Consider the following 24292-nt stretch of genomic DNA (forward strand, 5'->3'; position numbering starts at 1 on the left):
CCTACTCAACGCGTTGTTTCCGCACGCCGGGCTTCGGCGGATCTCCCTCGCACATGCCGTGATGTCAGACGGGATCTGTACGTTGAATCCTCAACACGAGGAGGGGCGATGCAGACACCTACTGACGAGCGGCAACTGAAGGATGGCCTGAAGTCCATGATCGTGGAGCGCCTGCGGCTGCCCATTGAGCCCGCGAGCATCCAGGACGGAGCGCCTCTGTTTGGCAGTGGCAACGGTGAGGGAACGAGCCTGGGGCTCGACAGCGTCGAGGCGCTCGAGATCGTTGTCGGCATCGAGGAGAAGTGGGGCGTCGTCATCGCGGACGACAGCGTCGCCAAGGAGTTCCACTCCATCGACACGCTCGCAAAGCTGGTCATCCGGCTGCTCGCCGAGAGCGGAAAGAAGACCGCCAGTGCATAGCGCGCAGACGCAGCCGTCCCAGCTCGGCATCCAGGAGCTCTTCAAGCTCCTTCCGCATCGCTACCCGATGCTCATGGTCGACCGGATCAACACCTTGGATCCCGGCGTGTTCGCCGAGGGTGTCAAGTGTGTCACGGCGAACGAGCCCTTCTTCCAGGGCCACTTCCCCGAGCACCCCATCATGCCGGGCGTGCTGATCGTCGAGTCCATGGCGCAGGTCGCGGGAGTCATGCTCCGCACTCGGAGCACTCCGGGCGCGGAGTCCCCAGAGCAGGCCGCTCCGAAGCAGGCGCGTCCGGGGGTCATGGCGAGCATCCAGCGGATGCGCTTCCGGCGTCCGGTGGTCCCGGGGGATCAGCTGCGCGTGCGCGCCACGCACCTCAAGAGCCTGGGCACCATTCATCAGGTCAAGGTCGAAGCGCTGGTGGGCGAAGAGCTCGTCGCTGACGGCGAGCTGATGCTCGGCTCCTGAACGCAAGGAAATCGGGTCCCATGCTCTTGAATGTCTTGATCCAGGGAAGTGGCTTCCCGCGGCTGCGCTCTACCGTGACGCTTCTCCAGTCCCAGGGCCGGAACATCCTGGTGGATAGCGGACTGAGCGACGATGCGAGTCGGCTGGTGCTCGCACTCCAGGAGCGGGGGCTGACCCCGGATGATGTGGACGTGGTCGTCGCCACCCACCTGCACTACGACCATTGCGGCAACCATCTGATGTTCCGCAACGCCCGCTTCATCGTCGGGGCCAAGGACTACATCGAGAACGCCCGGTTCATCGAGGCCTATCACCAGGATGGCACTCCCGGTAAGGCGGCGACCGCAGCGCTGCTGCGCGAGCACTACCAGACGGTGAAGGACTTCTATGTCCGCTCCATCGTGCGCGAGGTGACTCGCAACATCGAGTTCTACAACCGCGTGCTCGATCGCGACTCGCGCTTCGTCCCCGTCGAAGGCAGCCATTGGCTCACCGAGGAGGTTGAGGTGCTCCCGACCCCCGGGCATACCCACGGCCACATCTCGGTTGTCGCGCACAGCGCTCAGACCGAGAGCGAGGACACACCGAAGAAGATACTCGTCGCGGGGGATGCGCTCTTCACGCGCAAGACCCTGGTGGAGAATGGCGAGAGAGAGCTGCAGCTTGCACAGGACGTCGAGCTCTACGGCCACACGCGCAGAAAGCTCCTGAACGAGTACCGCCACATCATCCCGGGCCATGACGGTCTGGTGGACGCTGAAGCCCCCATGCCCATAGGGGGGACCCCTTGAGCACGCACCGGGTTGTCATCACTGGGCTCGGAGTGACCGCGGCCAATGCACTGTCGGCGGGGGAGCTTGCGCAAGCGCTGGTGGAGCGCCGCAGCGGGATCCGAGAGACCGACGCCTTCGGCATCGACGGCCGGGCTCGCTCAGCGGGTGAGGTGGAGCTGCCCGGGGTCCCTCTCGAGGGACAGGATCGGGTGTCGCAGCTGGCCCTCCACGCCGCCGAGCAGGCGCTCCGGGACAGTGGTCTCGAGCCTCTCGGGAGCTGGCGTGAAGAGGCGGGGGTGATGCTTGGCACGAGCCGCGGGCCGGCGCTCTCGCTCGAGCGCTTCATGCGATCCGCGAGAGCGGAGGCGCGCCGAGAGCTCTTCGCGGAGCTCCCCTTCGCGTCTATCGCTCGCAACGTCGCGGCCCGATTCGGACTGTGCGGCGTCCAATCCACCGTGACGATGGCCTGTGTCTCCAGCAGCCTCGCCATCGGCCGGGCCCTGGATGAGATCCGCCGAGGCCGGGCTTCGGTGATGCTGGCAGGCGGCGCGGACGCCCTGACCCAGCTCAGCTTCAGTGGCTTTTCCGTACTGCGGGCCATGACGCCCACGGTCTGCCGTCCTTTCGATCACCGCCGCAATGGGATGGTCCTCGGAGAAGGAGCGGGAGTCCTCGTCCTGGAGGAGCTTCAGCATGCGATCCGGCGGGGCGCGAGGATCCACGCGGAGCTGTGCGGCTGGGGTACTGCGGGTGATGCGCACCACTCCACCAGCCCCCATCCGGAGGGTCGCGGCCTGCAGCAGGCGATGACGCGCGCGCTGCGGCAGTCGGGTCTGACAACGGAGCAGATCGACTTCGTCAACCTTCACGGTACCGGCACGCCGGCCAATGATCCGGCGGAGTGCCATGCCCTGCGCTGCGTCTTCGGCGAGCGCACCGCGTCGCTCCCCGTCAACTCTCTCAAGCCCTACTTCGGCCACACGTTGGGCGCCTCGGGCGTGTTGGAGCTCATTGGCTCACTGGTGGGCATGGAGCGCGACTTCATCCCTCCGACGCTTCACTGCGAGGAGCTGGATCCGAAGTGCAACGTCGACGTGGTGCGAGGCGAGGGGCGCTCGCACCGAATGGATGTCCTGATGAGCACCAAGTCCGCTTTCGGCGGGGCGAACGTCGCCCTCGTCGCCCGGCGCCTTCCCGAGGCCGGGAGGGGGGCCCGATGAGCCAGGGCATCGTCATCAGTGGACTCGGAGCGATGTGCCCGCGAGCTGCCGGTCGTGCGGCGCTCTGGGATCTCTTTCCGCGAGAGGGGCCCGCGCCCACGAGCACTCGCGGCGCCATCCCTCCTGAGGTGGAACGGATCCCGGAGACATTGTTCGCGCTGCTGCCCCCACAGCCGCGACACATGGACTGCTTCGGGAGGATCCTGCTCGCTGCGACCACGCTCGCGATCGAAGACGCGGGGCTGGGGACCGCTGCCGTGGATCCACTCCAGACGGGTATCGCGATGGGCTCGGGCTACGGCTGCCTGCCCACCAACGAGGAGTATCTGGAGGGAATCCTGGAGCGGGGCTCCCGCTACGGAAACCCGGTGGTGTTCCAGAACACGGTCACCAATGCGGCCACAGGCGCCATCTCCGTGGTGCACAACCTTCGCGGTCCCAGTGCGACCTTGTGCTCTGGGTGGGCTGCTGGCTTGGAGGCGATCCACTTCGGCTGTCAGCAGCTCGAAGAGGGTTTGGCCGAGCGGATGGTGGTGGGCAGTGCGGACACGCTCAGCCCGAGGCTGCTCGAGGGATTGTCGCTCCAGGGGTGGCTCAGCCCCCAAGGGACAGCACACCCCTTCTCCGAGGAATCGGAGGGCACGCGCGTGAGTGAGGCGGCGTGCACCCTCGTGCTGGAGGAGCTGACGCAGGCCCGCAAGCGCGGCGCACGCCTCTACGCGGAGGTTGTCGGCACCGGGCACCGCGGAGGTCCGCCCTCGGAGCAGGCTCGCACCCTGGCGCGCGCGGTAAAGGATGCGGTCCACGCCGCGCGGATCGAGCCCGAGCAGTTGGGGGCGGTCTTCTCTGGCGCGAACGGCCGACGGGACTTCGACGGTTGGGAGTACAGCGGGTTGAGGGACGCGCTCGGTACTCACGCGTCGCGGGTGCCGGTCACCTGCCCCAAGGCCGTCTTCGGAGAGACCTTCAGCGCCGCGGGTACGTTGGCTGTCCTGCTGGGCGCGCTCGCGCTCGAAACGGGCTGGGTTCCAGGCACGCCGGGAGAGGCTCGTTCTTCCTCCGAGCGTCCGCTCAACCTCGTTTCCGGTGTGGCGCAGCGGCTCGCGCCCGAGTGGGTGCTGATCACCGCCCTGGGAGGGGAGGGCACTGCCCTCGCCGTGGTGCTGCGCGGGTGCCGATCATGAGCGACCACCCCATGGCCCCCATCTATGGAGGGACGCCTCACCGGTTCCCCATGCTCCTGGTGGACTCCGTGGAGGAGCTCTCGCCGGGATATGGCAGGGCGCTCAAGCTGGTCTCCATCAACGAGGTGTTGTTCGAGCGCTTCGGAGACGCACCGCCCAGCCTGCCCTCGCCCCTGCTGGTGGATGCGCTGGGGCAGGTCGCCATCATGCTCCTGGGCGGGAAGGACTCCGCGGGCGCTTCGGTCTGGTACCTCGGTGGCATCGAGGCGATGACGTTCCACGCGTCCGTCCCGGCTGGCAGCGCCCTGCGGATGGAAGCGCGTGTCCTCAAGACGTGGCGGACCACTGCTCGGGTCGAGGTCAAAGCCTGGAGCGACTCGGTGCTCGCCGTCAGCGGTTTCATGGTGCTCTCTCAGGGAGGTTCAGGGCGAAATGGCTAGCTCGGAGACAGTCACGCCGTTCGTAGAAGGGTTGCTTCACCCGAAGGTGGTGATCGTGACCGGCGCGGGGCAACCGATCGCCAGCGCCATCGCACGGCGCTATGCCAAGGCTGGTGCGCGCCTGGTCTTGAGCTTCCTTCCGGAGCACGAGGCGGCGGCGACGGAGCTTGCAAAGAGCCTCGGCGCGGAGCTGGCCACGGCCTGCGAGTTGTCGGATCCGCAAGCGGTGAGCGCGCTGGTCCGCCGCGTCACCACGGAGCTTGGAGGGGTGGACGTGCTCGTCAATGCCCACCTGAGCCGAGTGCCCGGCAAGCTGAGCGAGGTGTCCGCCGAGCAGGTGAAGTCGGTGGTCGAGCGCCAGCTCAGCGGCACGGCCTTCTTCTGCAAGGAGGTCATCCGCCCGATGATGCGCAAGCGCTCGGGACGGATCCTCAACCTCCTGGACAGCGCCTCTGGGGGGCCTGGCAAGGTGGCCGCCGAGGGGATCGCCGCCATGACGCGCGCGCTGGCGAACGAGGTGTCGCGGCAAGGCATCTCCGTGAACACCCTCGCGGTGCACCTTCTGCCCGAGGAGGCCGAGCAGCTTCCTGCCCCGCAGCGCGAGCGGCTCGAAGGTGAGCTCGGCCCGCTGGGACGGCTCGGGAACCCGGAGGAGATTGCGGAGGCCGCTCTCTTCCTGGTCTCGAGCGCGGCGAATCTCATGACGGGCCAGCGCCTGTCCGCGACCGGAGGTCTGTGGTGAGCAGCTCTCAGGCAGTGCGCCAGCGTTTCGAGAAGCAGGCGGTCATCATTACCGGCGCCTCGCGTGGCATCGGCAGGGCGATCGCTCTCGCGTTCGCCTCCGAAGGCGCGGACATCGTCCTCAACTATGGGACCAACACGGAGGCCGCGCGTCAGGCCGCCGCGGAGGTGGAGGCGAAGGGGCGGCGCTGCGTGCTGGTGCCCGGCTCCGTCGCGAACCCCGATCTGCCCGGACAGTTGAGAGAGGCGGCGCTCTCGAGCTTCGGACGGATCGACGTGCTCGTGAACAACGCCGGCATCAGCCGGGATGGGCACATGATGATGATGCCGGTCGCGGGCTGGCGCGAGACATTGGACGTCAACCTCTATGGATCCATCGCCTGCTGTCAGGCGGTCATCCCCAGCATGAAGCAGCAGGGCCGCGGCGCCATTATCAACATGTCCTCCTCGGCCGGAATCCGGGGCCGCGCGGGCCAGGTGCCCTATGCCGCCACCAAGGGCGCCTTGATCGGGTTGACCAAGGCACTGGCGGGGGAGCTCGGGCCGCACGGTATCCGGGTGAACTGCGTGGCGCCGGGCTTCGTGGAGACGGACATGGTGTCGGGGCTGATGAGTCGCCCAGGTGTCCGCGAGGGGGTCATCCAGGCCACGCCCATCCGAAGGCTCGGGACGGTGGAGGACGTGGCCAGTGCCACGCTCTTCCTGGCTTCGCCGGAGAGCGCCTACGTGGTTGGGGGCGTGCTGCTCGTGAATGGTGGATTGGTGATGTAGCGCGCCCCTGGCCGAGGCCAGGAGCATCTTCCAAGGACCGCGCAGCCACGGCGGAGAGGTGCAGGATGAGCAACAGGGTCGTCGTCACCGGAATTGGCGTTCTCACGCCTATCGGCAACAACCTGAAGGAGTTCTCCGAGGGCCTGCGTGCGGGGCGTGATGGCATTGCCCCGGTCACCCGCTTCGACGCGAGCAAGCATCGCTGCCAGTTCGCCGGGGAGCTGAAGAACATCGACTTCTCGGCTCACTTCAGCGCGGAGGAGTTGCCGTACCTCAGCCGTGGCAGCCAGATGATTCGTGTGGCGGCGGCTCAAGGGCTGGCGGCCTCGGGACTGGATCTAACCGTCGAAGATCGGTCCCGGATCGGGGTGGTGCTCGGGACCAACCTGGGCGGGATGCCGGCGGCCAAGGATGGCTACGCCGCGCTTCACCATCCCTACCGGCGAGGCCGCGCGCAGCCGAATGAGCCCTGGCGCGCCTTGGTGCTCGAGAGCTTTATCTGCGCCATGAGCGACCAGGTGGCCTGCCAATATGGCCTGTCGGGCCTCAGCCTGGTCATGTCCACCGCGTGCAGTGCGGGCCTGCACGCTCTGGGCGTGGCGATGGATGCGATTCGCTCGGGCCAGACGGAGGTGATGCTCGCGGGCGGAGTGGATCCGCTCAGCGAGATGCCTCAGGCCGGCTTCGGCGTCCTGCGCTCCCTGGCGAGCGCGAAGCTGCGGCCCTTCAGCAAGGATCGCGATGGCACGCTCCTGGGAGAGTCCGCCTCGCTCTGGGTGCTGGAGAGCGAGGCGCATGCCACACGGCGCGGCGCTCGCATCCTGGCGGAGCTCGCCGGATATGGTGGCTCCACGGACGCCTACCACATGACCCGTCCGGACGAGACGGGACGAGGCCCCGCGCGAGCCATGCACGCGGCGCTGGCGGATGCCGGCGTGAGGCCCGAGCAGATTGGCTACGTCAAAGCGCACGGAACGGGCACACCGGCCAATGACGTCATCGAGACACGAGCGCTCAAGCACGTCTTCGGCGAGCGGTGTCAGGTTCCGGTCAGCTCCATCAAGGCGATGGTCGGCCACAGTCTCGGTTCGAGCGGGGCCGTGGAGGCGGCGGCGGCGGTGGTGGCGCTGAACGAGGGCTTCCTGCCGCCCACCCTCAACCTGGACACGCCCGATCCCGAGTGTGACCTGGACTACGTGCCCCACCGCAGCCGACCGGCACAGCTGGAGGCCGTCCTCGCCAATGCCTTTGGCTTCGGGGGCAACAACGCCGCGATGGTCTTCCGGCGCTGGGAGGCCTGAGGTGTCTCGAGAGAGCGATTCCAGAGAGGGAGAGGGGAAGAACATGGCTGGCTCCACGCGGATGACGGGCGAAGAGAACAGGCGGGTAGTCATCACGGGCATGGGAGCGGTGTCTCCCTACGGGGCAGGTGCGCCGGCCCTGCTGAGCGCGCTCGCCGAAGGACGCAGCGCGATCCGCTCCATCGAGGACTTCGATGCATCCGGGTGCACCTGCACGCACGGAGCGCGAGTCCCTCAGGGGAGCCTGGCGGCGTTGACGGGCTCCAACAATCTCAAGCGTGCGCCTCGGGCCACGCAGTACACGATGCTCGCCACGGAGGAGGCGCTCCAGGCGGCGGGCCATGGACCCTCCACGTGGAACTCGGAGCGTGTGGGGGTGTTCCTGGGCACGTACCGAGCCATGGCCGAGGTCAGTCAGGACATCTGGCACCGGATCATCACGAGCGAGCCACGCTTCGTCCAGCCGCTCCTGTTCCAGGAGACGGTGACCAACGCGGTGGCCAGCGCCCTGAGCATCCGCTGGGGCTGGCGAGGCACCAACTACGCCATCAGCGCGGGGAACTCCTGCGGGTTCCAGGTGCTCTCCCTGGCGCTGCACGCGCTGCGCAGCGGCAGGGCCGACGCCATCATCGCGGGCACGTTCGATCTCTTCACTGCCGCCACCCACTACGACATGAATGACATTGGCGTGCTGAGCGACTCCAACGTCAGCCGTCCCTTCGACACGCGGCGGGATGGCTTCATCATGGGCGAGGGCGCGGCGGTGGTGGTGCTCGAGACACTCGCCTCCGCGCGGGCTCGGGGTGCCACCATCCTGGCGGAGCTCGCGGGGCTGGGTGTGGCTCATGACGGGCACGGCTTTGCCACACACCACCCCGAGGGGCGGGGGCTCGCCCTCGCCATGAGCCAGGCGCTCCGAGGCGCGGAGCTCTCTCCCGGAGAGGTGGACTACATCGCCGCCGCGAGCAACTCCACGCAGTCACTGGATCGAGCGGAAGTGGCAGCCCTCCGGACGGTGCTGGGAGCCGCAGCGGACACCGTCCCGCTCAGCAGCATCAAGGCCCTCACAGGCGAGGCGGAGTCCGCGAGCGACATGTTCAATCTCCTTGCGTGCATTGGCGCCGTCCGGGGCGGAGGACTGCCCCTCCAGGCCGGCACCGAGCAGCCGGAGTTCCAGCTCAACCTGGTGCGGCAGCCACAGGGACACAGGCCCGTCCGCGCGGCCCTGGCAAACTCATACTCGTTCGGTGGCAATGCCGGCGCGGCTTTGGTTCGAGCGATCTGATACTGGGGTATGGGGTAGCATGCGCCCCTCGTCGGGGATGAAGCAGAGGGAGGACACGAGTCTTGACTACGGGAATGGCCAATACGGCGCGGACCGCGGACAGCACGCCAGGGGCGGCGGCAGGCGCGGCCGGAGAAGAAGTGCTCCTGTCTCTGCGCGAGATCACCCGTCGCTACGTGCTGGGGGAAGCGACGGTCGACGCCCTCAAAGGCGTCACGCTGCGCATCAACCGAGGTGAGTTCGTGGCGATCTGGGGGCCATCGGGCAGCGGCAAGTCCAGCCTGATGAACATCCTGGGGCTGGTGGACGCGCCGACCTCTGGAGAGGTGATGCTGGAGGGGACTCCCATCGCGCAGCTCTCGGACGATGCGCTGACGGACCTGCGCAGCCGCAAGGTCGGCTTCGTCTTCCAGAGCTTCAACCTCGTTCCCGTGCTCAGCGCCCTGGAGAACGTCATGGTGCCCCTGCAGATCCAGGGGGTGGGCGCTGCCCAGGCGCGCGAGCGAGCCAGTCAGGCGCTCAAGGAAGTGGACCTGGAGAACCAGCAGCACGCCCGGCCGGACAAGATGAGCGGAGGCCAGCGCCAGCGCGTGGCGATTGCCCGTGCGCTCGTCACCGCGCCATCCATCGTCGTGGCGGACGAGCCCACGGCCAACCTGGACTCCGAGAACAGCTATATGGTGGTCAAGCTCATGCGTGAGCTCAACCGCTCCAAGCGCGTCACCTTCATCTTCACCACCCACGACCCGCGGCTCCTGGAGATGGTCGACCGCAAGATCCTGCTCAAGGACGGCCTGCTCCACACGGACGAGACAGTTCGATGAACTACTTCGCCATTGGCTTTCGAAACATCCTGAAGAACCGCCGCCGGAGCATCGTCACGCTCATCTCGGTGGGCTTTGGCTTCGCCTCCATCAGCCTCTTCGCGGGCTACATCAAGAACGTCTACGGTGGGTTGGCCCGTCAGGCCATCCAGGGAGAGCTGCTGGGGCACCTGACCGTCATGAAGAGCGGTCTGCGCACCGAGGGCAAGCTCCATCCGGCCCAGTACATGTTCTCGAAGGCGGATCTGGATCGGGTCGTCCCCATTCTCCAGCAGTATCCGCACACGGAACTCGTGACGCCGCGCATGTCCATCAGCGGCATGGTGTCCAACGGCACTGCGTCCACCATCTTCGTTGGCGAGGGAGTGGTCCCCGCGGACGTGAAGAAGCTCCAGGGAGACTTCACGCGAAAGCTCGCCGGCGACTTGAAAGCGGACAACCCCATCGGCGTGGCGACGGCGGAGGATCTCGGGAAGATCCTCCACCTGAAGGCCGGGGACTCGGCCGCTCTGCTGGTCAGCACGGTGACGGGACAGGCCAATGCGCTGGACGTGGACATCGTGGACTCGTTCAACACGGGCAACGTCGGCACCAATGACAAGTTCATCTACCTGCCCTTCGAGCTGGCGAAGTCGCTCTATGACATTGACGGCGCCGAGCGGCTCATCGTGCTGCTCGATGACAAGGAGTTCACGGAGCAGGCCCGGACGGAGCTCACGGCCCAGCTCAAGCAGGCGGGGTTCGACGTGGAGCTCAAGACCTGGCTGGAACTCTCGAGCTTCTACACGCAGGTGAAGCGGCTGTTCGACATGATCTTCGCCTTCATCTTCAGCAACGTCTTCATCGTGGTGGTCATGAGCATCGTGAACTCCATGAGCATGACGGTGGTGGAGCGGACTCGCGAGATAGGCACCCTGCGGTCCATGGGCCTGCGCCGCTTCGGCATCGTGCGGCTCTTCGCCACGGAGGCTTTCATCCTCGTGGCGATGGGCTGCGCCGGGGGACTGGTCTTCACGCTGCTGGTGCGCTTTGCCGTCAACAGCGCCGGCATCACCTACACGCCGCCCAACTCGTCCAACGTGGTCAAGCTCCTGGTCGATCTCGACGTGCCCCGGATGGTGAGGGCGTGCGTCATGCTCTCGGTGCTGGGCATCGCCGCGGCCCTCTTCCCGGCGCGCGCCGCCGCCCGCAAGCCGATCATCGACTCGCTCGGCCACGTCTGACAGCCCAGGAGACACTCCCATGAAAAATGCACTCTCTCTCATCACCGGGCTGCTGCTGCTCGCTGGCTCCGCGCAGGCCGCCGACCCGGATGCGGCGGAGATCCTCCAATCCTCGGATCGCTCGCGGGGCGGAGGGATCCCCGGCATCCGCTGGACGGTCCGCATCGTGCCCAGCCAGGGCGGGGACTCGGAGCCCGAGCGGCTGCTCACCCTGAAGGCCAATGCCACCGCGAGCCTCGCGGAGACGCGCGAACCCGTGCGTTTCAAGGGCTCGAAGCTGCTGCAGATCGACCGGAACATGTGGATGAGCCGTCCGGGCCTCAAGAAGCCCATCCCCATCTCGCCGCGACAGAAGCTCTCGGGGCAGGCCGCGCAGGGCGACATTGCCTCCACCAACTACGCCGTCGACTACCAGGGCAAGTTGCTTCGCGAGGAGGAAGTCAACGGCGAGCCCACCTACGTGCTGGAGCTGACGGCCATCAACAAGTTCTGCACGTACGATCGCATCACCTACTGGGTGTCCAAGCAGCGGCTGGTGGGGGTGAAGGCGGACTTCTTCTCCCTCTCCGGGAAGCTGTTGAAGTCCGCCACCTTCGAGTACGGCAACCAGATCACCCACGAGAAGAAGACGTTCCCGTTCGTGAGCAAGATGACCATCAAGGACGCGCTCACGCCTGCTGAGACGACGTTGGTGTACTCCGATGTGCAGGTGACAGAGCTGGCCCGGGCGGAGTTCGACGTCAACCGTCTTGGGAACTGAGCGGGGGACCACGGCGAATGGCAACCTCTTCCACACCCGGTCTGACGCTTCTCGTAGGCCTCCTGGTGTGGGGAGGGGAAGCGCTCGCTGAGGGCGACAGCGTCGTCCAGAAGCTGCTGGATCAGGGCTCGGCCAGCCTCCAGGTCCTGGCCTATGACACCGAGCAGGGCCTGCGACAGAACAGCCTCCTCAATCCCGGGAACCTCGTCGCGCGGCTCCCGGGGGGACAGACGGAGGTGGAGACCCGGCTCGATCTGAAGCTCACCACGGATGCCGTGGTGCTGAGCCTGAAGCCCCGGGCCCGCTTCGAGTGGAGACGCTCGGGAGTGGAGGACGCGAAGACCCGGCTCGATGCCTGGGTGAACCAGGGCTCCGTGACGGCCTTCCCGATCCCCGAGCTAGCCGTGTCGGTGGGCAGGGACATCCTGACCTGGGGGCCCTCCAACTTCCGCTCACCCAGCAACCCCATCTACTTCGAGAACGGCCGGAACAACCCCCTCCGCGAGCTGAGAGGGGTGGACGTGGCGCAGGTGAACTACTCGCCCACGCCGGAGCTGTCCCTGTCGCTGATGCACTCCTTCGGTGACGGGCGTGGGGACTGGCAGTGGGAGAAGGACGAGGGCTTCCAGGCACTGTCGCTCGTGAAGGTGGACTACACCGCCGATGTCTACGTGGCGAGCGTGAACGCATCGAAGCGATGGGCCGCCGAGCGTCCTCGCTTTGGCGCATTCGCTCAGGCCACCGTCAACGAGGCGCTGCTCGTCTACGGCGAGGCGGGGCTGCGTCAGGGAACCTCCGCGCTGTACCCGGAGGTGCTGCCCACGCCCGTGGGTGGGGGCTTCGTGCCTCGCCATGCCCAGGATCGCCAGCTCTTCTATTCCGCCCTCCTGGGGGGCGGTTACACGCTGGACTCCGGCCACACGATCTATCTGGAGTACCTGAACAACTCCGAGGGCTACCACTGGGCGGATCATGCGCGGTACTTCAACATCGCCACGAGTGCTTCCGAGCTCCTGGCCTCCGCATCCGCCGACTCGCCTCTCGCCTTCCAGACGCTGGGGGCCGCGCTGAACAACGGCCTCGCGCTGCAGGGGCGCCACTACCTGTTCCTGCAAGTTCAGAACAACCAGACCGATAGCGGGCCCACTTGGCAGCTTCGCTATTCCCTCAACCTGATGGACGGCAGCGGGCAGGCGTCCGCCTACGTCGAATGGAATGTCTTGAGTCGGCTGGCGCTCTTCGCTGTGGGCGTCCTCAACCACGGGAGCAATCGCTCCGAGTTTCACTCCCTGCTGAGCCGTTCGATCTTGGTGGGAGCCAAAGGCTACGCGCTGTAGTCCAGAAGGGTTGTTTTGAACGAACTCTGAACCAGGAGGAAGACCATGGCGAATCCGCAGGCTGGCGAGAACCCGGAGCAGCTCCACCCCTTCGTGAGGAAGCTCCGCATGCATCGGCAGTTCTTCCACCGCACCCTGTCATGTTTCAGGGAGGAGGACGCCAGCTTCCGGTTGTGTCCTGGAGCCATGACTGTTTCCGGCCAGGTCCTGCACGCGGCGGGAGCCATCGAGTTCTTCGTCTCGGGACTGTTCGGCCCATTCGAGGGCTGGTCTCCGCAGTCGAAGCGCTCCAAGGGCTTCGTGGATATGTCGTGGACGGAGAGGTCCAACGTGGGCCCTGACGATCGGGGCGACTCTGCCGAGGTGCTGGAGGCCCAAGGTTCGCTCAAGAAGGCAGTGGAGCTCTTCGACCGGACGATCGATTCCGCCATGGCGATCTTCGGCGCCAGGAGTATGGAGGAGCTCACGCGAGGGGAGCTGGACCGCAACCCCCTCTTTCCCCCGGGCTTCACGGTGGCTGCTGTCTTCGAGATGATGATCGACCACACGGCGCACCACCGGGGCGCCCTGGCGCAATATGCGCGCAGCCTGGGGCTGGAGCCGAAGATCCCCTACTTCGATATGTCCGAGGCGCGCCACGAGGCCCAGTTGATCACCGGCGCGGAGCAGAGCCCCAGGCTGTGAGTGACTCGGCGCGCACCCAGTCTCAGCACCGGGTGCGCGCCACATCCTCCGCGGCGCGGCACCCTTCATTCGCCCCCCATCCTCAGAGGCAATCCATCAATCCGTCGTAGATGGACCTCTGGGTTCCCGGCAACGTCGCGGTGAGAGGCGAGGGCCCCGCGAGCGCGGCCAGGAAGTCACTGATACGGGTTCCCCTGGCGAGCGGGCTCTTGCAGCGCCAGGTTTGTGGGTCCACCCCGATCTTGCCGGTGGCCGGGTCGATCTCCTCGTTGCTGGCGGCGAAGACCCACACGCACTGCCCCAACGTGCCCGTCAGGCGATCGACCGAGCAGCGGAAGCGAAGCGCCTGGATGTTGCTGAAGTCGCCCTCGCAGAACGTATCTCCACAGATGTCGTCGAAGTTCTGCTTGAGGCCGGACACGAGCTGGTACCAGGCCTCGATGTCCGCCTCGGACGTCAGGTAGGCGGAGACGTCGACATATTCCCTGGCCGTCGTGTGGGCGGCGACGTTGATGGCGTCTGTCTGTGCACTCTCGTCAGACGCGTGTGCTGGCACGAAGGCCAGGACGACGACGACTCCCACAACCCAGGTAAGCCACGAACGGATGTTCACGAACAAGCTCATGAGATTTCCTCCTGAGAGACGCTGAATGCGTCCCGGCCGATTGACTGCGCGGCTGGAGGGGCCAAGAGCACGCGGCGGGCCAACCTCTGGCTTGCTGTAAAAATGAGCATTTGCGCGGACAGCTTCCCCCCTGGACCGTCCGCGTGCGTGGACGGTGTGTCCACGGTCACGGACGGTGCCCCCGCTTCAGGACAGCTCTCAACTCGCCCGTACCCGAGGCCGAGGGGAGGCCCGACATGTTCGTCGGGCCCCCGAATGGTTAGTTGTAATAGTCGGTGTAGTTCACGCCGATGCGCATGCCGGTGATGGGCGTGTGCTTCGCCTCGACGAGGACGTAGTAGCGGCCCGTCTTGCCCCAGCCCATCGAGCAGCTGGTATTGGTGGAGATTCCGTTTTCCGTGCAGTCGTAGTTGTAGGGCGTGGGCGGCTGCCCGAACTTCACATACAGATTCGCGTACCCGGTGCCGCCGGAGGTGAAGAACTGGACGTCGTTCTTTCCCCACGGCATGTCGATCTCGAACCGGCGCTGCTCACCCACAGCCATGGAGACGTCGATGAAGGGCTGTCCGCGAGCGAGGACGGGCGCGGTATAGGGGCGATCCATGTTCACCAGGAGCTGGGCCCCGGTGCTCGCGGAGGTGCCGTAGAGCTTGACGTAATACGTGCCGGTGCATTGCTCCTCGTTGGTCGTCCCCATCGAGCGACAGTCGTACGAGGCCGCGTCCGGCGCCAGGGCATAGCGGACGTACAGATCCGCATCCCCCGTGCCGCCTGTCGACTTGAACGTCAGCCCCGCCACACCGCTCGGGACGGCCAATTTGTAGATGCAGGACCAGGTACCCTGGGCACTCGAGAGGTTGGTTTGGGCGACGTCCTTGGTGAGCGAATACGTGGAGGTGCAGTCTCCCGCGAGCGGTTGCTGGAGAGCCGCGAGGTCAACCTTCGGCGCAGGCTCCGAGACTTCCGTTCCCGTGAGCTCACCTGGTCCACAGGCCATCACGAACGCGAAACATGCGGCGTACATCGTACTCATCGACATGGAATTCAAAGACAGACCCTGTATGAGGCAGTGAGGGACAACCTCGCCACGCTGTTAGCGGAGGCGAGCGAGTTGGGGCACGGCTTGGGGGGCCCGTCAGTCCTCTCCTCTGCCGCTCCATGCCCCTCCCTCTCACCCAACATCGCCCCTGTCTCTCCTATACGTAACTTCTCCCATCGGGGGCGCCGCGTCTCGATGAACTCAGCCACTTCCATGGTTGCCGGACGCTAGCCCAGGCCTCAGGTTCTCACGGCCATCCGGGGCACTTTGCCCCACGAATCCATGCGAATTCACCGGATGTCTGTCTTCACCTGAAGGAAATGAGATCCTTGTCTCTGATAAATTGAGAATGCGAAATTGACGCTCTGAAACGCGGCCCCTTACAACGGGAGCATCCCCCAGCCGAGGAGTCGAGCGTATGCGCCTGCGTCTGCCTGTCGTGGCTCAACTGGCCGTTGTGTTTTCGCTGCTCCTCCCAGGCGTGGCGCTCTCACAGAGCCTGCGCTTCACGAGCATGGACATCGGCCAGGGAGACTCCGCGGTGCTCGTGGCGCCCGGAGGCTGCGCGGTGCTGTTCGATGGAGGCCCGACGGGCTCGGGCCCCACGATCAAGGCGTACCTGAAGTCGATCGGCGTCACGCACCTGCAGATGGCCTTCGTCTCGCATCTCCACGCCGACCACATGGGCGGCATCGACGAGGTGGACGTGGGCACGGACGCGGTGCCCATCGACGCCGTCTACGACAACGGCGGCACCTACTCCTCCAGCGCCTATACCGAGTACTCCACCCACTTCGCCGGCAAGCGCAACACCGCCGTCGTCGGACAGAGCTTCTCGCTCTGCAACCAGGTGACTCTGTCGGTGCTCCACTCGGGCGAGGGCAACAGCGACGAGAACGCCAACTCGGTGGTGGTGAAGATCTCCTATGGCGCCTTCGACGCGCTCGTGGGCGGCGATCTCACGGGCACCACGCCGGACCTTGAGTCCGGCATCGCCTCGACCGTGGGCGAGATCGAGCTCTACAAGGTCCACCACCACGGCTCGCGGACCTCGTCCAACGCCACGTTCCTCGGCGCCATCAAGCCGATCGTCTCGTTCATCTCGGTGGGCGTGGGCAACACGTACGGGCACCCCACCTCCGAGTGCCTCGCCCGGCTGGCCAACGTGGGCTCGGAGGTGTGGCAGACGGAAGATCCCAGCCTCAACACGAAGCTCGGCCACATCGAGCTCACGAGCGCCTCCGGCGCCAGCTTCACCGTGACGCAGGGCTCCACCTCCACCACGTACGCCTCCAAGGGCCAGAGTGTGGACACGCAGCCGCCCACCGCGCCGGGCTCGCTGGTGGCTACCGCCGCGTCCGCCTCGGAGATCGATCTGTCCTGGAGTGCCTCCACGGACGACGTGGGCGTCACGGGCTACAACGTGTATCGCAGCACCAACGGCACCACGTTCTCGCTCGCGGGCAGCTCCACCACCACGGGCTTTTCGGATCTGGGGCTCTTAGGCAGCACCACCTACTGGTACCGGGTGACAGCCACCGACGCCGCGGGCAACGAGTCCTTCGTGAGCGCCACCGTCTCCGCGACCACTGGGGCCCAGGTGCGCAGTCTCGCCATCACCGCTCCCAACGGCGGAGAGAGCTGGAGCGGCGGCAGCAGCCACGCCGTCACCTGGACGTCGTCCAACGTGTCGAACGTGAAGCTCGAGTACACGCTCGACAACGGCACCTCGTGGACGGTGATCGCCAGCAGCGCGGCGGCCTCCACGGGCAGCTACACGTGGACGGTGCCCAGCTCCGCCTCGACGCAGGCGCGCGTGCGCATCACGGACGCGCAGAACGGCACGCCCACGGACACCAGCAACGCCGTCTTCACCATCACCGCCTCCAGCCCGGCGAAGGTCATCCTCAACGAGATCCTCGCCAACGAGCCCGGCTCTTCCACCTCCGGCGAGTTCGTGGAGCTGGTGAACGCAGGCGGCACTTCCATCTCCATCGCCGGCTGGACAATCACCGTGGGCGGCACCATGCGTCACACCTTCGCAACGGGCACCACTCTGGCGGCGGGCAAGGCCATCGTCGTCTACGCGGGCGCGAGCGCCATCCCCACCGGACTCACCAACGCCGTGGCGGCCTCGAGCGGCGGACTGAGCCTGCTCAACAGCAGCGCCACCGTCACAGTGAAGAACGGCTCGACGACGATCGACTCGTTCACCTACAGCAGCTCGTTGGCCAGCACGGATGGTGTGTCCATGAATCGCAGCCCGGATGCCACGGCCACGGGCACCTTCGTGCTCCACACCAGCCTCTCGTCCTTGAGTTCCTCGGGCGGTAAGCGCGCCAGCGGGGCCGCGTTCTGAGTTCCTGAAAATCCTCTCATCCGCAGGCAAGGTCCAACCGGGCCTTGCCCGTTCCCTCTCTTTCTCGGGGTGTGGCCAGCAGCCCGCCTCGGAAGTCCTAGCCGTCGAAGTCGCAGTCCCCCTCGCAGCATCCCCCCGAGGTTCCCCCATGCACGTACGATCCCTGCTTCCCCTCCTCATATTGGCTGTGGCGGCCCCCGCGTGGTCGCAGACAGGCCCCAAGGTGCTGTTCGACAGTCTGCACGCGCAGACGGCGGGCAACGCCGACTGGGTGCTGGATGAAGACACCTGTGGCACCGCCCAGCGCTACCCGACGCCATCCTCGAGCGGCATCACGGCCTCCACGCCAGAGACGTACTGGGGCGGCGCCTACTCCGCATTCGGCGTGGATCTGGTGAAGAAGAACTTCCAGGTCGAGAGCCTGCCGAAGGGTGGACGCATCTCCTATGGAGACTCCACCAACGCGCAGGATCTCTCCAACTACAAGGTGTTCATCCTCCCCGAGCCGAACGTGCTGCTCACGGCCACCGAGAAGTCCGCCATCATCGCGTTTGTCCGCAACGGCGGAGGCCTGTTCCTGATCGTCGATCACGCTGGCTCGGATCGGAACAATGACGGCAAGGACTCGACCGTGGTCGGCAATGATCTGATGGCCTCTACGACGTGGGGCATCCACCTCCAGACGGGCACCGAGGCGAACAATTGGTTCGATGACGCCCCGAACTCCAACTTCACCACCGACACCAGCTCGCCCATCATCTACACGGGCCCCTACGGCTCGGCCACGCGTGGCAAGGGCCTGGGCCTGTTCGGCTCCACGTCGATGACGCTGAACCCGTCGCAGAACGCCACGGTGAAGGGCCACGTGTGGATGACCACCGCGACGGCGGGCAGCAACTCGCAGGTCACCTTCGCCACCTCGACGGATGGCACGGGCCGCATCGCCGTCATCGGAGACTCGTCGCCCTCCGAGGATGCCACCAACGGCTGCGGCCACACCACCTATGACGGTTGGACCAGCAGCCTCTACGACGACGCGCGCATCCACCTGAACGCGGTGGCCTGGCTGGCGGCTGGCGGTGGCGGCGGTGGCGGTGGGGACACCACGCCTCCGAGCGCCCCGAGCAACCTCTCCGCGACGGCGGTCTCCTCGAGCCAGATCAACCTGTCGTGGACGGCCTCCACGGACAACGTGGGCGTGGTGGACTACGACGTGTTCCGCAGCACGGACGGCTCCAACTTCTCCGTCGTGGCGAGCACCACCAGCACGAGCCACTCGGACACCGCTCTCGCGGCCAGCACCACCTCCTGGTATCAAGTGAAGGCCAACGACGCGGCGAACAACGCCTCGGCGGCGAGCAACACGGCCTCGGCCACCACCTCCGCCGCCGGCAGCCCGGCGAAGGTCATCCTCAACGAGCTCCTCGCCAACGAGCCCGGCTCCGACACCACCGGCGAGTTCGTGGAATTGGTGAACGCGGGCGGCACCTCCATCAGCATCGCGGGCTGGACGATCACCGTGGGCACCACGCTGCGCCACACCTTCGCCTCGGGCACCACGCTGGCGGCGGGCAAGGCCATTGTCGTGTACGCGGGCGCGAGCGCCATCCCCGCCGGGCTCACCAACGCGGTGGCGGCCTCGACGGGCAGCCTCGTCCTGGGCAACAGCGGCGCCACCGTCATCGTGAAGAACGGCTCGACGACGATCGACTCGCTCACCTACAGCAGCTCGCTGTCCGGCACGGATGGCGTCTCGATGAACCGCAGCCCGGACGCCAGCGCCACCGGCACCTTCGTGCTGCACACGACGCTGTCCACCCTGAGCTCCTCGGGCGGCAAGCGCGTCAACGGAACCGCGTTCTGACAGGCCGTCTCCGCGCATGAAAAAGGGGCGGGCCCACAAGCGGGTCCGCCCCTCCTATGCGGTGCGCGCGGACGGCACGGTGTGGCAGTGGATCCCCCTGCAGCCGGGGGAGCCTGCGCTGCTGCTGCCAGTGGACGGTCTCACGGACGCGGTGGCTGTCCACTACAGCAGGGCGGAAGCAACGCCCCAGTCCTCTCTCCCTCTGCGCGCTGGGTTTTTCGCCTGGGGGAGGCGGCTTTGTCCCCCACAGTGTGTGCTCTTGAATAACACTGAGACGGCTTGAGGGCTCATGCTACATGGGCAGGCTCTCCGCCCAAACCCATCGGGTGCACCGATGGGCGAGGTGTTGCTCTCCCCCGATCAACCATGGCCCGAACGGCGAGAAAAATGGCGGTCCAATCAGGAACACTGATCGCGGTTCGCGATGTCGCCCGGAGCAGCGCCTGGTATCAGGCGCTCCTGGAATGCGAGAGCGGACACGGTGGAGATGAGTACGAGAGGCTGATGTCGGGCAAGGAGCTCATCCTCCAGCTCCACGCCTGGGACGTGCACGAGCACGCCCACATCGGCGATCCGAAGGTGAAGCCCTACGGAAACGGTGTAGTCCTCTGGTTCAGTGTCGGAGACTTCGACGCGGCAGTGGAGCGAGCGAGGAGGCTCAAGGCGAAGGTGCTGGAAGAGCCCCACGTGAATCCCAATTCGGGACATCGAGAGATCTGGCTGAGGGACCTCGACGGATATGTGGTGGTCATCGAGGGGGACTGAAGGCCGTGGCATTCAACCCAGGGGCGCTGGAACCGCGCGAGTGCTCGCGCTGACAGGGCGGGACGGCAGACATTTCTGCCGCTCCATGCCCCTCTCTCTCACCCAACAGCGCCCCTGTCCCTCCTATACGCTGTGGGTGGGCTGGGGCGGGTGGCCAGCGGCAGGGCCCCGGCTCAGTCCTCGTTGCTGGGGTGCTCCAGGTGATCACTCCCTCTTCCGTTCTCCATCTGCTCCATGTCCGAGGTGTTGAGCAGGTCGACGAAGTCCGCCACGCGCGGGCCGCCGGGGCTCAATTGCTCCGCCAGGAAGGCGGAGATGGATGAGGAAGTGCCCGGCTCGCGCGTGCGCACGTGGAGGAAGTTCGTCCCGGTCTCGGACCGGTGGCACCCGCTGCACGTGGCCGCGGCAAAGGCACTGCGCACCGCTTCGTTGACGCCCGGCACCTGCCAGTCCAGGGCCGAGGGCACCGGCGCGGAAGCCGCAAGGAACGGACTTCCTCCCCATCTGGGCGGCACCTCGTGCTGTCCAGCGAGGATGGCCTGCGCGTTCTGGGCCGCCCAGGCGCCGAGCAGGGCCGAACCGTTGAGCGACGCATCCACCTCCTGCTTCACCGTGGCAGGCCGCAGGAACCCCTGGCTCCCGAGGACGAACTCGCGCATCTCCCAGAGCTTCGGCTCCACGGGTGAGAGCGCCACCTCGTCGGTGCGGATCTGGAGGAGTGCGCTGCCGTTCACCCGACCTCGAGCGGCCTTCCTCCGGGTGAACTCGCGCGTCACGTCGTGCAACTCCGCGTTGTAGCACTTGCCGAAGGGGATGGCGCCCAGGGCATGCCAGCGATCCGCCCACGCGAGCATGTCCAGCTTGTGCGAGATGGGGAGCTGGTATTCGAAGATGACGGTGAAGGGCAGGCGCTGGCCCAGGGGACCCAGCACGCCGAAGACGAAGCGCCCCTGCCCCGCGCAGCCGGGATCCGTTGCCGTGGGCAGCCGGCGCAGATCCGGGCGGTTCACGATGGCCAGCAGCCGGAAGGGCGCCTTGCCGAGATCCAGCGTGCAGGCATCATCGCTGCCCGTGCAGCCGCTGGCCGCGCGCCAGGGATCGATGATCAGCGAGCGGATCAGCGGGCGCGCGGGGATCACCAGCCCGTTCACTGTCTGATCCTGCTCCCACGTCTTCAGCCAGGCCAGGATGAACTGCGAGCGCGCCCGGGGGCTGCGCATCCCGTCGGGCACCATGTTGTCGATGAGCCGCCCGAAGGACCAGCTCCCCTCGGGAGCAGTGCCGGACTTCTTCGGATCCCACGTGGTGTACAGGGCATCGTCCACGACGCTGACGTCATTGATGAAGAGCTCCCGCTCGGGAACGATGGTGGAACTCACCACCACGGCGTCCCGGTGGACAGCCAGGGAGTCCTCCTGCTCCTCCTCCCATGGAGGTGCGCATGCGGCGAGAACCAAGAGGGTGCTTCCCAACCACCATGCTTGGAGTGAGCCAATGCTTCTCAGTGCGATGCACATGTTTGCCCCCTGACGCCTCGAGACGACGAGCACCTCCCCCGTGGGGTACAGCGTGCCTCGAATAGGCGCAGGGTCACTGAACGCCGATGTGGAAACAATGTCCGCCAGGGCGGGGCTGGGCCAGGCCGACCACTTTCCACCAGTGATGATCCGAGCTGCGCCGCCGTGGGTGAGTGGCAACAGTCTTCGTGCCCCGAGGGGTATGTAGCCCGTGCCCCCCGTGGGCTACGGCTGCTTGCACTGCTTGTTATTGGGAGTTGGGTGACATGGGCCTCGATGTTCTCCATTGGAGAGTGAGCTGTCACGGGTCATCTCCCAGAGTGAGCAGAACGAGGCGAGACTCAACGAGGCCATCCTGCAGCACCTGACGCGCATCGGCGAACTCGAGAGCGAACTCGAAGCCACCCAGGCGCAGCTGGCGGACTGCATGGCGAAGCTGACCGCCAGGCCTTGACTCAGGGCCCGGGTTCCTCGGCTCACCGTCTCCGGATGGGGTCCCAGTCGCTGGGGATATGGGTGCTCCTGGACACGCTCTTGGGGCTGAGCCCTGGCAGGAGGGGGCTCCGCCGAGTGGACCGGGAAGGGCGGGGTCGCCTGGCGAGGCGGCAGGACTGGCGGCGAGAAGTACCGTGAGCCCCAAGAGTTGAAGTCGCTCCGCGTCCGCAGGTGAGCGTACCCCTGGGGGGTATCCGTGCTGACCAGCCGCGTCTCGTCGACGATGTCCCGGATGAAGCCGAGCAGCGCTTCCAGTCGGCGCCGGGACTCTGGCGAGCCATTCGTGTAGAGCGCCTCGAGCTGCTGGGTCACGTCAGTGATCACCGTCCGCGTGAGGCGCACCTCGTTCACGAGGTGCCTGTCCTCTGCGGTGAGCGCCGCGAGGGTCGGGGCATGGGGTGGCCAGTCCCAGAGATCGAGGTGGTACCTGGGACAGAGACACAACGGGCTGTCCAGGGGGGATCAACGACCCGATGCCAGTAGGGCTGGAGCAGCGGCTCCACCCGTTGGGCATGCGCGTAATCCGCCTCGGTGAGGGAAGGGGGGCGCGATGGGCTCCGGCAAGCCTCAACGTGACCGAGTCGACACGGGGCATGATCTCGACCACACCGCCAGCGAGGGTCTGCTCGTGCCACTCACCCAGGCTCCATGAGCCGAGCCCCAGGGTGCTCAGCAGGCTCTGCCACTCCTCCCGTGTGAGGGAGCACAGCGCCGCGAGCAGAGAGCCCCTGTCCTTCGGCCACGCCTCCCGCGGCGGCAGGGAGGGCGGCTCCTTCGCGAGCCAGTATTCCCCACCCTCCATGGGATCGCCCATGTCGACTCAGCCTCGGAAGACCTCGAGCCGCGGTGCCCATCGGCACATATCGAAGGGAGGCGCCATGCGAACCGTTTTGAGTTTGGCGTGGGCGGGTAGGCACGTGTCAAGACCCCGTCAATGGATCGGATCGTTGGCCGGTTCTGCTCCAGGCGGTCCCGATTCCGCCGAGACCTGGCGGAAGACGCCCGCGCCGGCTCGCTGGTCTGAAACAGCGGGTCGACGCGAACGGAGCCGGTGAAGTTGTCGGTCGGCCCCTGCCGCGCCGGCTGCGTGCCGCGCCGAGCGATGGTGATGGTTTGAGCGGACGCGGAAGCGGCGAGAAACAGGGAGAGGACGGCCACCGCGAACACGTTCATGGGAGTTCCTCCTGGAGGGTCAATCCAGCCCCTTCTGGGTGAGAAACTGCGACAGAAGGTCAGCGATCTGGACATTGTTGAGATCCGACATGGGGAAGTGCGTGTTGCCACGAATCCCAAGCTCGGGCAGGTGCACGACAGTCACGTCACCGCCGTGGCGGTTCACCACATCGCGGAACTGCTTTGCCATGGCGAGCGTGACGCGCCACTGGTCCTGGCCCGGATTCGTGGTTGGAGTTTCGGCAATGGAGTCGCCGTAGTACATGACGATCGGGCTCTTTGTGAGCTGCATGAAGTTCGACAGCGGTACCTCGACGCCTCTTGCAGTGCCTCCGGCGTACGTCATCGGCTCAGGTGCTTCGCCCAGCGGGAAGACGAAGCCACCACCCGGCTCATAGGAAACGATGGCTCGAACATTTCTGTTTTTGATCGCCGTGCTCCAGCCGAGTCCACCGCTCTGTGAGTGCGTGACAAGAATGCCGGGCCCGATCCGGTCGAAGAGTGCGGAAGCCGCGTTGGTATTGACTTCCGGGTCGTAGGGGCCCGTGTTGGGCACCATTTGCCGGAAGAACTGGTTGAGCGCCTCCGGCTCGCGCGAGAACTGCACGCCTGGGGAGAGGTCCGGCCACAGGCCCAGGCGGAAGACGCCGAACCAGAGCTGTTCGTCAGGCGCAGCCGTAATCGTGATGGGCTGAGTGCTGCGTGCTGCGCGGCCGCGTCGTGGTTGATCAATCAAATACACCGGAAAGCGACGGCGCAGGAAAATGCTCTGGAATCCCTCTCGGCCGTCCGGCGTGCTCTCCCACGTCCTCGCGGACTGGCCATGGCCGTGCCAGAACACGAGTGGAAGCTTTCTGGCATTTGCCGGGATCTCATAGTGATCAGCGCAAAGGCAACGAGGTATTTCATCAGCCCAATCCTTATCTTTGGCGTGAACCATGCGACTCTGTCATCGAGACGGCAGGTCTACGGGGGGAGGACCCATGGCACTACCTGCGCCGCGCTGCGCTCGCCGCCATC

At 66.3% G+C, this 24292-nt stretch carries 23 protein-coding genes; 19 read left to right on the plus strand and 4 right to left on the minus strand.

All coding sequences use genetic code 11. The features are described from left to right. The first annotated feature begins 108 nt into the window (after positions 1 to 108). From KY501_RS18245 to KY501_RS18315, 15 genes are all read left to right on the plus strand, one after another. The gene (locus KY501_RS18245; RefSeq protein WP_224364457.1) at positions 109 to 420 is read left to right on the plus strand and encodes an acyl carrier protein; all 312 of its coding nucleotides are present in this window, start codon (positions 109 to 111) and stop codon (positions 418 to 420) included. Then, positions 413 to 892 carry a 3-hydroxyacyl-ACP dehydratase FabZ gene (gene fabZ / locus KY501_RS18250; protein WP_224364458.1) on the plus strand — a complete coding sequence of 160 codons (480 nt, stop codon included), beginning with the start codon at positions 413 to 415 and terminating at the stop codon, positions 890 to 892. Before KY501_RS18245 ends, fabZ begins: the two co-directional genes overlap by 8 nt. A 20-nt stretch (positions 893 to 912) precedes the next feature. Then, complete coding sequence (locus KY501_RS18255) at positions 913 to 1683, plus strand: MBL fold metallo-hydrolase (protein WP_224364459.1); 771 nt, start codon at positions 913 to 915, stop codon at positions 1681 to 1683. After that, complete coding sequence (locus KY501_RS18260) at positions 1680 to 2885, plus strand: beta-ketoacyl-[acyl-carrier-protein] synthase family protein (RefSeq protein WP_224364460.1); 1206 nt, start codon at positions 1680 to 1682, stop codon at positions 2883 to 2885. The genes KY501_RS18255 and KY501_RS18260 overlap by 4 nt, the downstream gene beginning before the upstream one ends. Then, positions 2882 to 4069: a beta-ketoacyl synthase N-terminal-like domain-containing protein gene (locus KY501_RS18265; protein WP_224364461.1), complete on the plus strand. Its 1188-nt coding sequence runs from the start codon at positions 2882 to 2884 to the stop codon at positions 4067 to 4069. Before KY501_RS18260 ends, KY501_RS18265 begins: the two co-directional genes overlap by 4 nt. Continuing rightward, positions 4066 to 4509 (plus strand): 3-hydroxyacyl-ACP dehydratase FabZ family protein, encoded by a 444-nt coding sequence (locus tag KY501_RS18270; protein WP_224364462.1) that lies wholly within the window; start codon positions 4066 to 4068, stop codon positions 4507 to 4509. The genes KY501_RS18265 and KY501_RS18270 overlap by 4 nt, the downstream gene beginning before the upstream one ends. After that, positions 4502 to 5251, plus strand: coding sequence for an SDR family oxidoreductase (locus KY501_RS18275; RefSeq protein ID WP_224364463.1), 750 nt, complete (start codon positions 4502 to 4504; stop codon positions 5249 to 5251). Before KY501_RS18270 ends, KY501_RS18275 begins: the two co-directional genes overlap by 8 nt. Beyond that, a complete protein-coding gene (locus tag KY501_RS18280; RefSeq protein ID WP_224364464.1) occupies positions 5248 to 6021 on the plus strand; it encodes an SDR family NAD(P)-dependent oxidoreductase in 774 nt (257 codons plus the stop codon). Before KY501_RS18275 ends, KY501_RS18280 begins: the two co-directional genes overlap by 4 nt. Before the next feature lie 65 nt (positions 6022 to 6086). Continuing rightward, positions 6087 to 7322, plus strand: coding sequence for a beta-ketoacyl-[acyl-carrier-protein] synthase family protein (locus tag KY501_RS18285; RefSeq protein ID WP_224364465.1), 1236 nt, complete (start codon positions 6087 to 6089; stop codon positions 7320 to 7322). 43 nt (positions 7323 to 7365) lie between these two features. Continuing rightward, on the plus strand, positions 7366 to 8607 hold the full coding sequence (locus KY501_RS18290; protein ID WP_224364466.1) for a beta-ketoacyl-[acyl-carrier-protein] synthase family protein: 1242 nt from the start codon (positions 7366 to 7368) through the stop codon (positions 8605 to 8607). A gap of 74 nt (positions 8608 to 8681) precedes the next feature. Further along, positions 8682 to 9431, plus strand: a complete 750-nt coding sequence (locus tag KY501_RS18295) for an ABC transporter ATP-binding protein (protein ID WP_373691622.1) — start codon at positions 8682 to 8684, stop codon at positions 9429 to 9431. Further along, positions 9428 to 10654 carry an ABC transporter permease gene (locus KY501_RS18300; protein ID WP_224364468.1) on the plus strand — a complete coding sequence of 409 codons (1227 nt, stop codon included), beginning with the start codon at positions 9428 to 9430 and terminating at the stop codon, positions 10652 to 10654. Before KY501_RS18295 ends, KY501_RS18300 begins: the two co-directional genes overlap by 4 nt. Positions 10655 to 10673: 19 nt before the next feature. Further along, complete coding sequence (locus KY501_RS18305) at positions 10674 to 11414, plus strand: outer membrane lipoprotein-sorting protein (RefSeq protein ID WP_224364469.1); 741 nt, start codon at positions 10674 to 10676, stop codon at positions 11412 to 11414. 17 nt (positions 11415 to 11431) lie between these two features. Then, positions 11432 to 12751 (plus strand): hypothetical protein, encoded by a 1320-nt coding sequence (locus tag KY501_RS18310; RefSeq protein ID WP_224364470.1) that lies wholly within the window; start codon positions 11432 to 11434, stop codon positions 12749 to 12751. A 45-nt stretch (positions 12752 to 12796) separates the two neighbouring features. Then, on the plus strand, positions 12797 to 13435 hold the full coding sequence (locus KY501_RS18315; RefSeq protein ID WP_224364471.1) for a DinB family protein: 639 nt from the start codon (positions 12797 to 12799) through the stop codon (positions 13433 to 13435). 82 nt (positions 13436 to 13517) lie between these two features. On the opposite strand, the gene KY501_RS18320 is transcribed toward KY501_RS18315, so the two are convergent. Then, positions 13518 to 14060 (minus strand): hypothetical protein, encoded by a 543-nt coding sequence (locus KY501_RS18320; RefSeq protein ID WP_224364472.1) that lies wholly within the window; start codon positions 14058 to 14060, stop codon positions 13518 to 13520. Between the two features lie 259 nt (positions 14061 to 14319). Beyond that, positions 14320 to 15084 carry a PPC domain-containing protein gene (locus KY501_RS53155; protein ID WP_304608623.1) on the minus strand — a complete coding sequence of 255 codons (765 nt, stop codon included), beginning with the start codon at positions 15082 to 15084 and terminating at the stop codon, positions 14320 to 14322. A 433-nt stretch (positions 15085 to 15517) separates the two neighbouring features. On the opposite strand from KY501_RS53155, the gene KY501_RS18330 reads away from it, so the two are divergent. From KY501_RS18330 to KY501_RS18340, 3 genes are all read left to right on the plus strand, one after another. After that, on the plus strand, positions 15518 to 17458 hold the full coding sequence (locus KY501_RS18330; RefSeq protein WP_224364473.1) for a lamin tail domain-containing protein: 1941 nt from the start codon (positions 15518 to 15520) through the stop codon (positions 17456 to 17458). 148 nt (positions 17459 to 17606) lie between these two features. Then, positions 17607 to 19322 carry a lamin tail domain-containing protein gene (locus KY501_RS18335; RefSeq protein WP_224364474.1) on the plus strand — a complete coding sequence of 572 codons (1716 nt, stop codon included), beginning with the start codon at positions 17607 to 17609 and terminating at the stop codon, positions 19320 to 19322. Positions 19323 to 19709: 387 nt separating this feature from the next. Beyond that, entirely contained in the window at positions 19710 to 20087 is a 378-nt protein-coding gene (locus KY501_RS18340) for a VOC family protein (protein ID WP_224364475.1), read from the plus strand. 173 nt (positions 20088 to 20260) lie between these two features. Here the strand turns inward: KY501_RS18340 and KY501_RS18345 are convergent, their stop codons facing one another. After that, positions 20261 to 21544 carry a hypothetical protein gene (locus tag KY501_RS18345; RefSeq protein WP_224364476.1) on the minus strand — a complete coding sequence of 428 codons (1284 nt, stop codon included), beginning with the start codon at positions 21542 to 21544 and terminating at the stop codon, positions 20261 to 20263. 346 nt (positions 21545 to 21890) lie between these two features. On the opposite strand from KY501_RS18345, the gene KY501_RS18350 reads away from it, so the two are divergent. After that, positions 21891 to 22058, plus strand: a complete 168-nt coding sequence (locus KY501_RS18350; protein ID WP_224364477.1) for a hypothetical protein — start codon at positions 21891 to 21893, stop codon at positions 22056 to 22058. Positions 22059 to 23291: 1233 nt separating this feature from the next. On the opposite strand, the gene KY501_RS18355 is transcribed toward KY501_RS18350, so the two are convergent. Beyond that, the gene (locus KY501_RS18355; RefSeq protein WP_224364478.1) at positions 23292 to 24212 is read right to left on the minus strand and encodes an alpha/beta hydrolase; all 921 of its coding nucleotides are present in this window, start codon (positions 24210 to 24212) and stop codon (positions 23292 to 23294) included. Between the last annotated feature and the right edge of the window lie 80 nt (positions 24213 to 24292).

Source organism: Hyalangium versicolor, from assembly GCF_020103695.1.
Classification (GTDB): Bacteria; Myxococcota; Myxococcia; order Myxococcales; family Myxococcaceae; genus Hyalangium; species Hyalangium versicolor.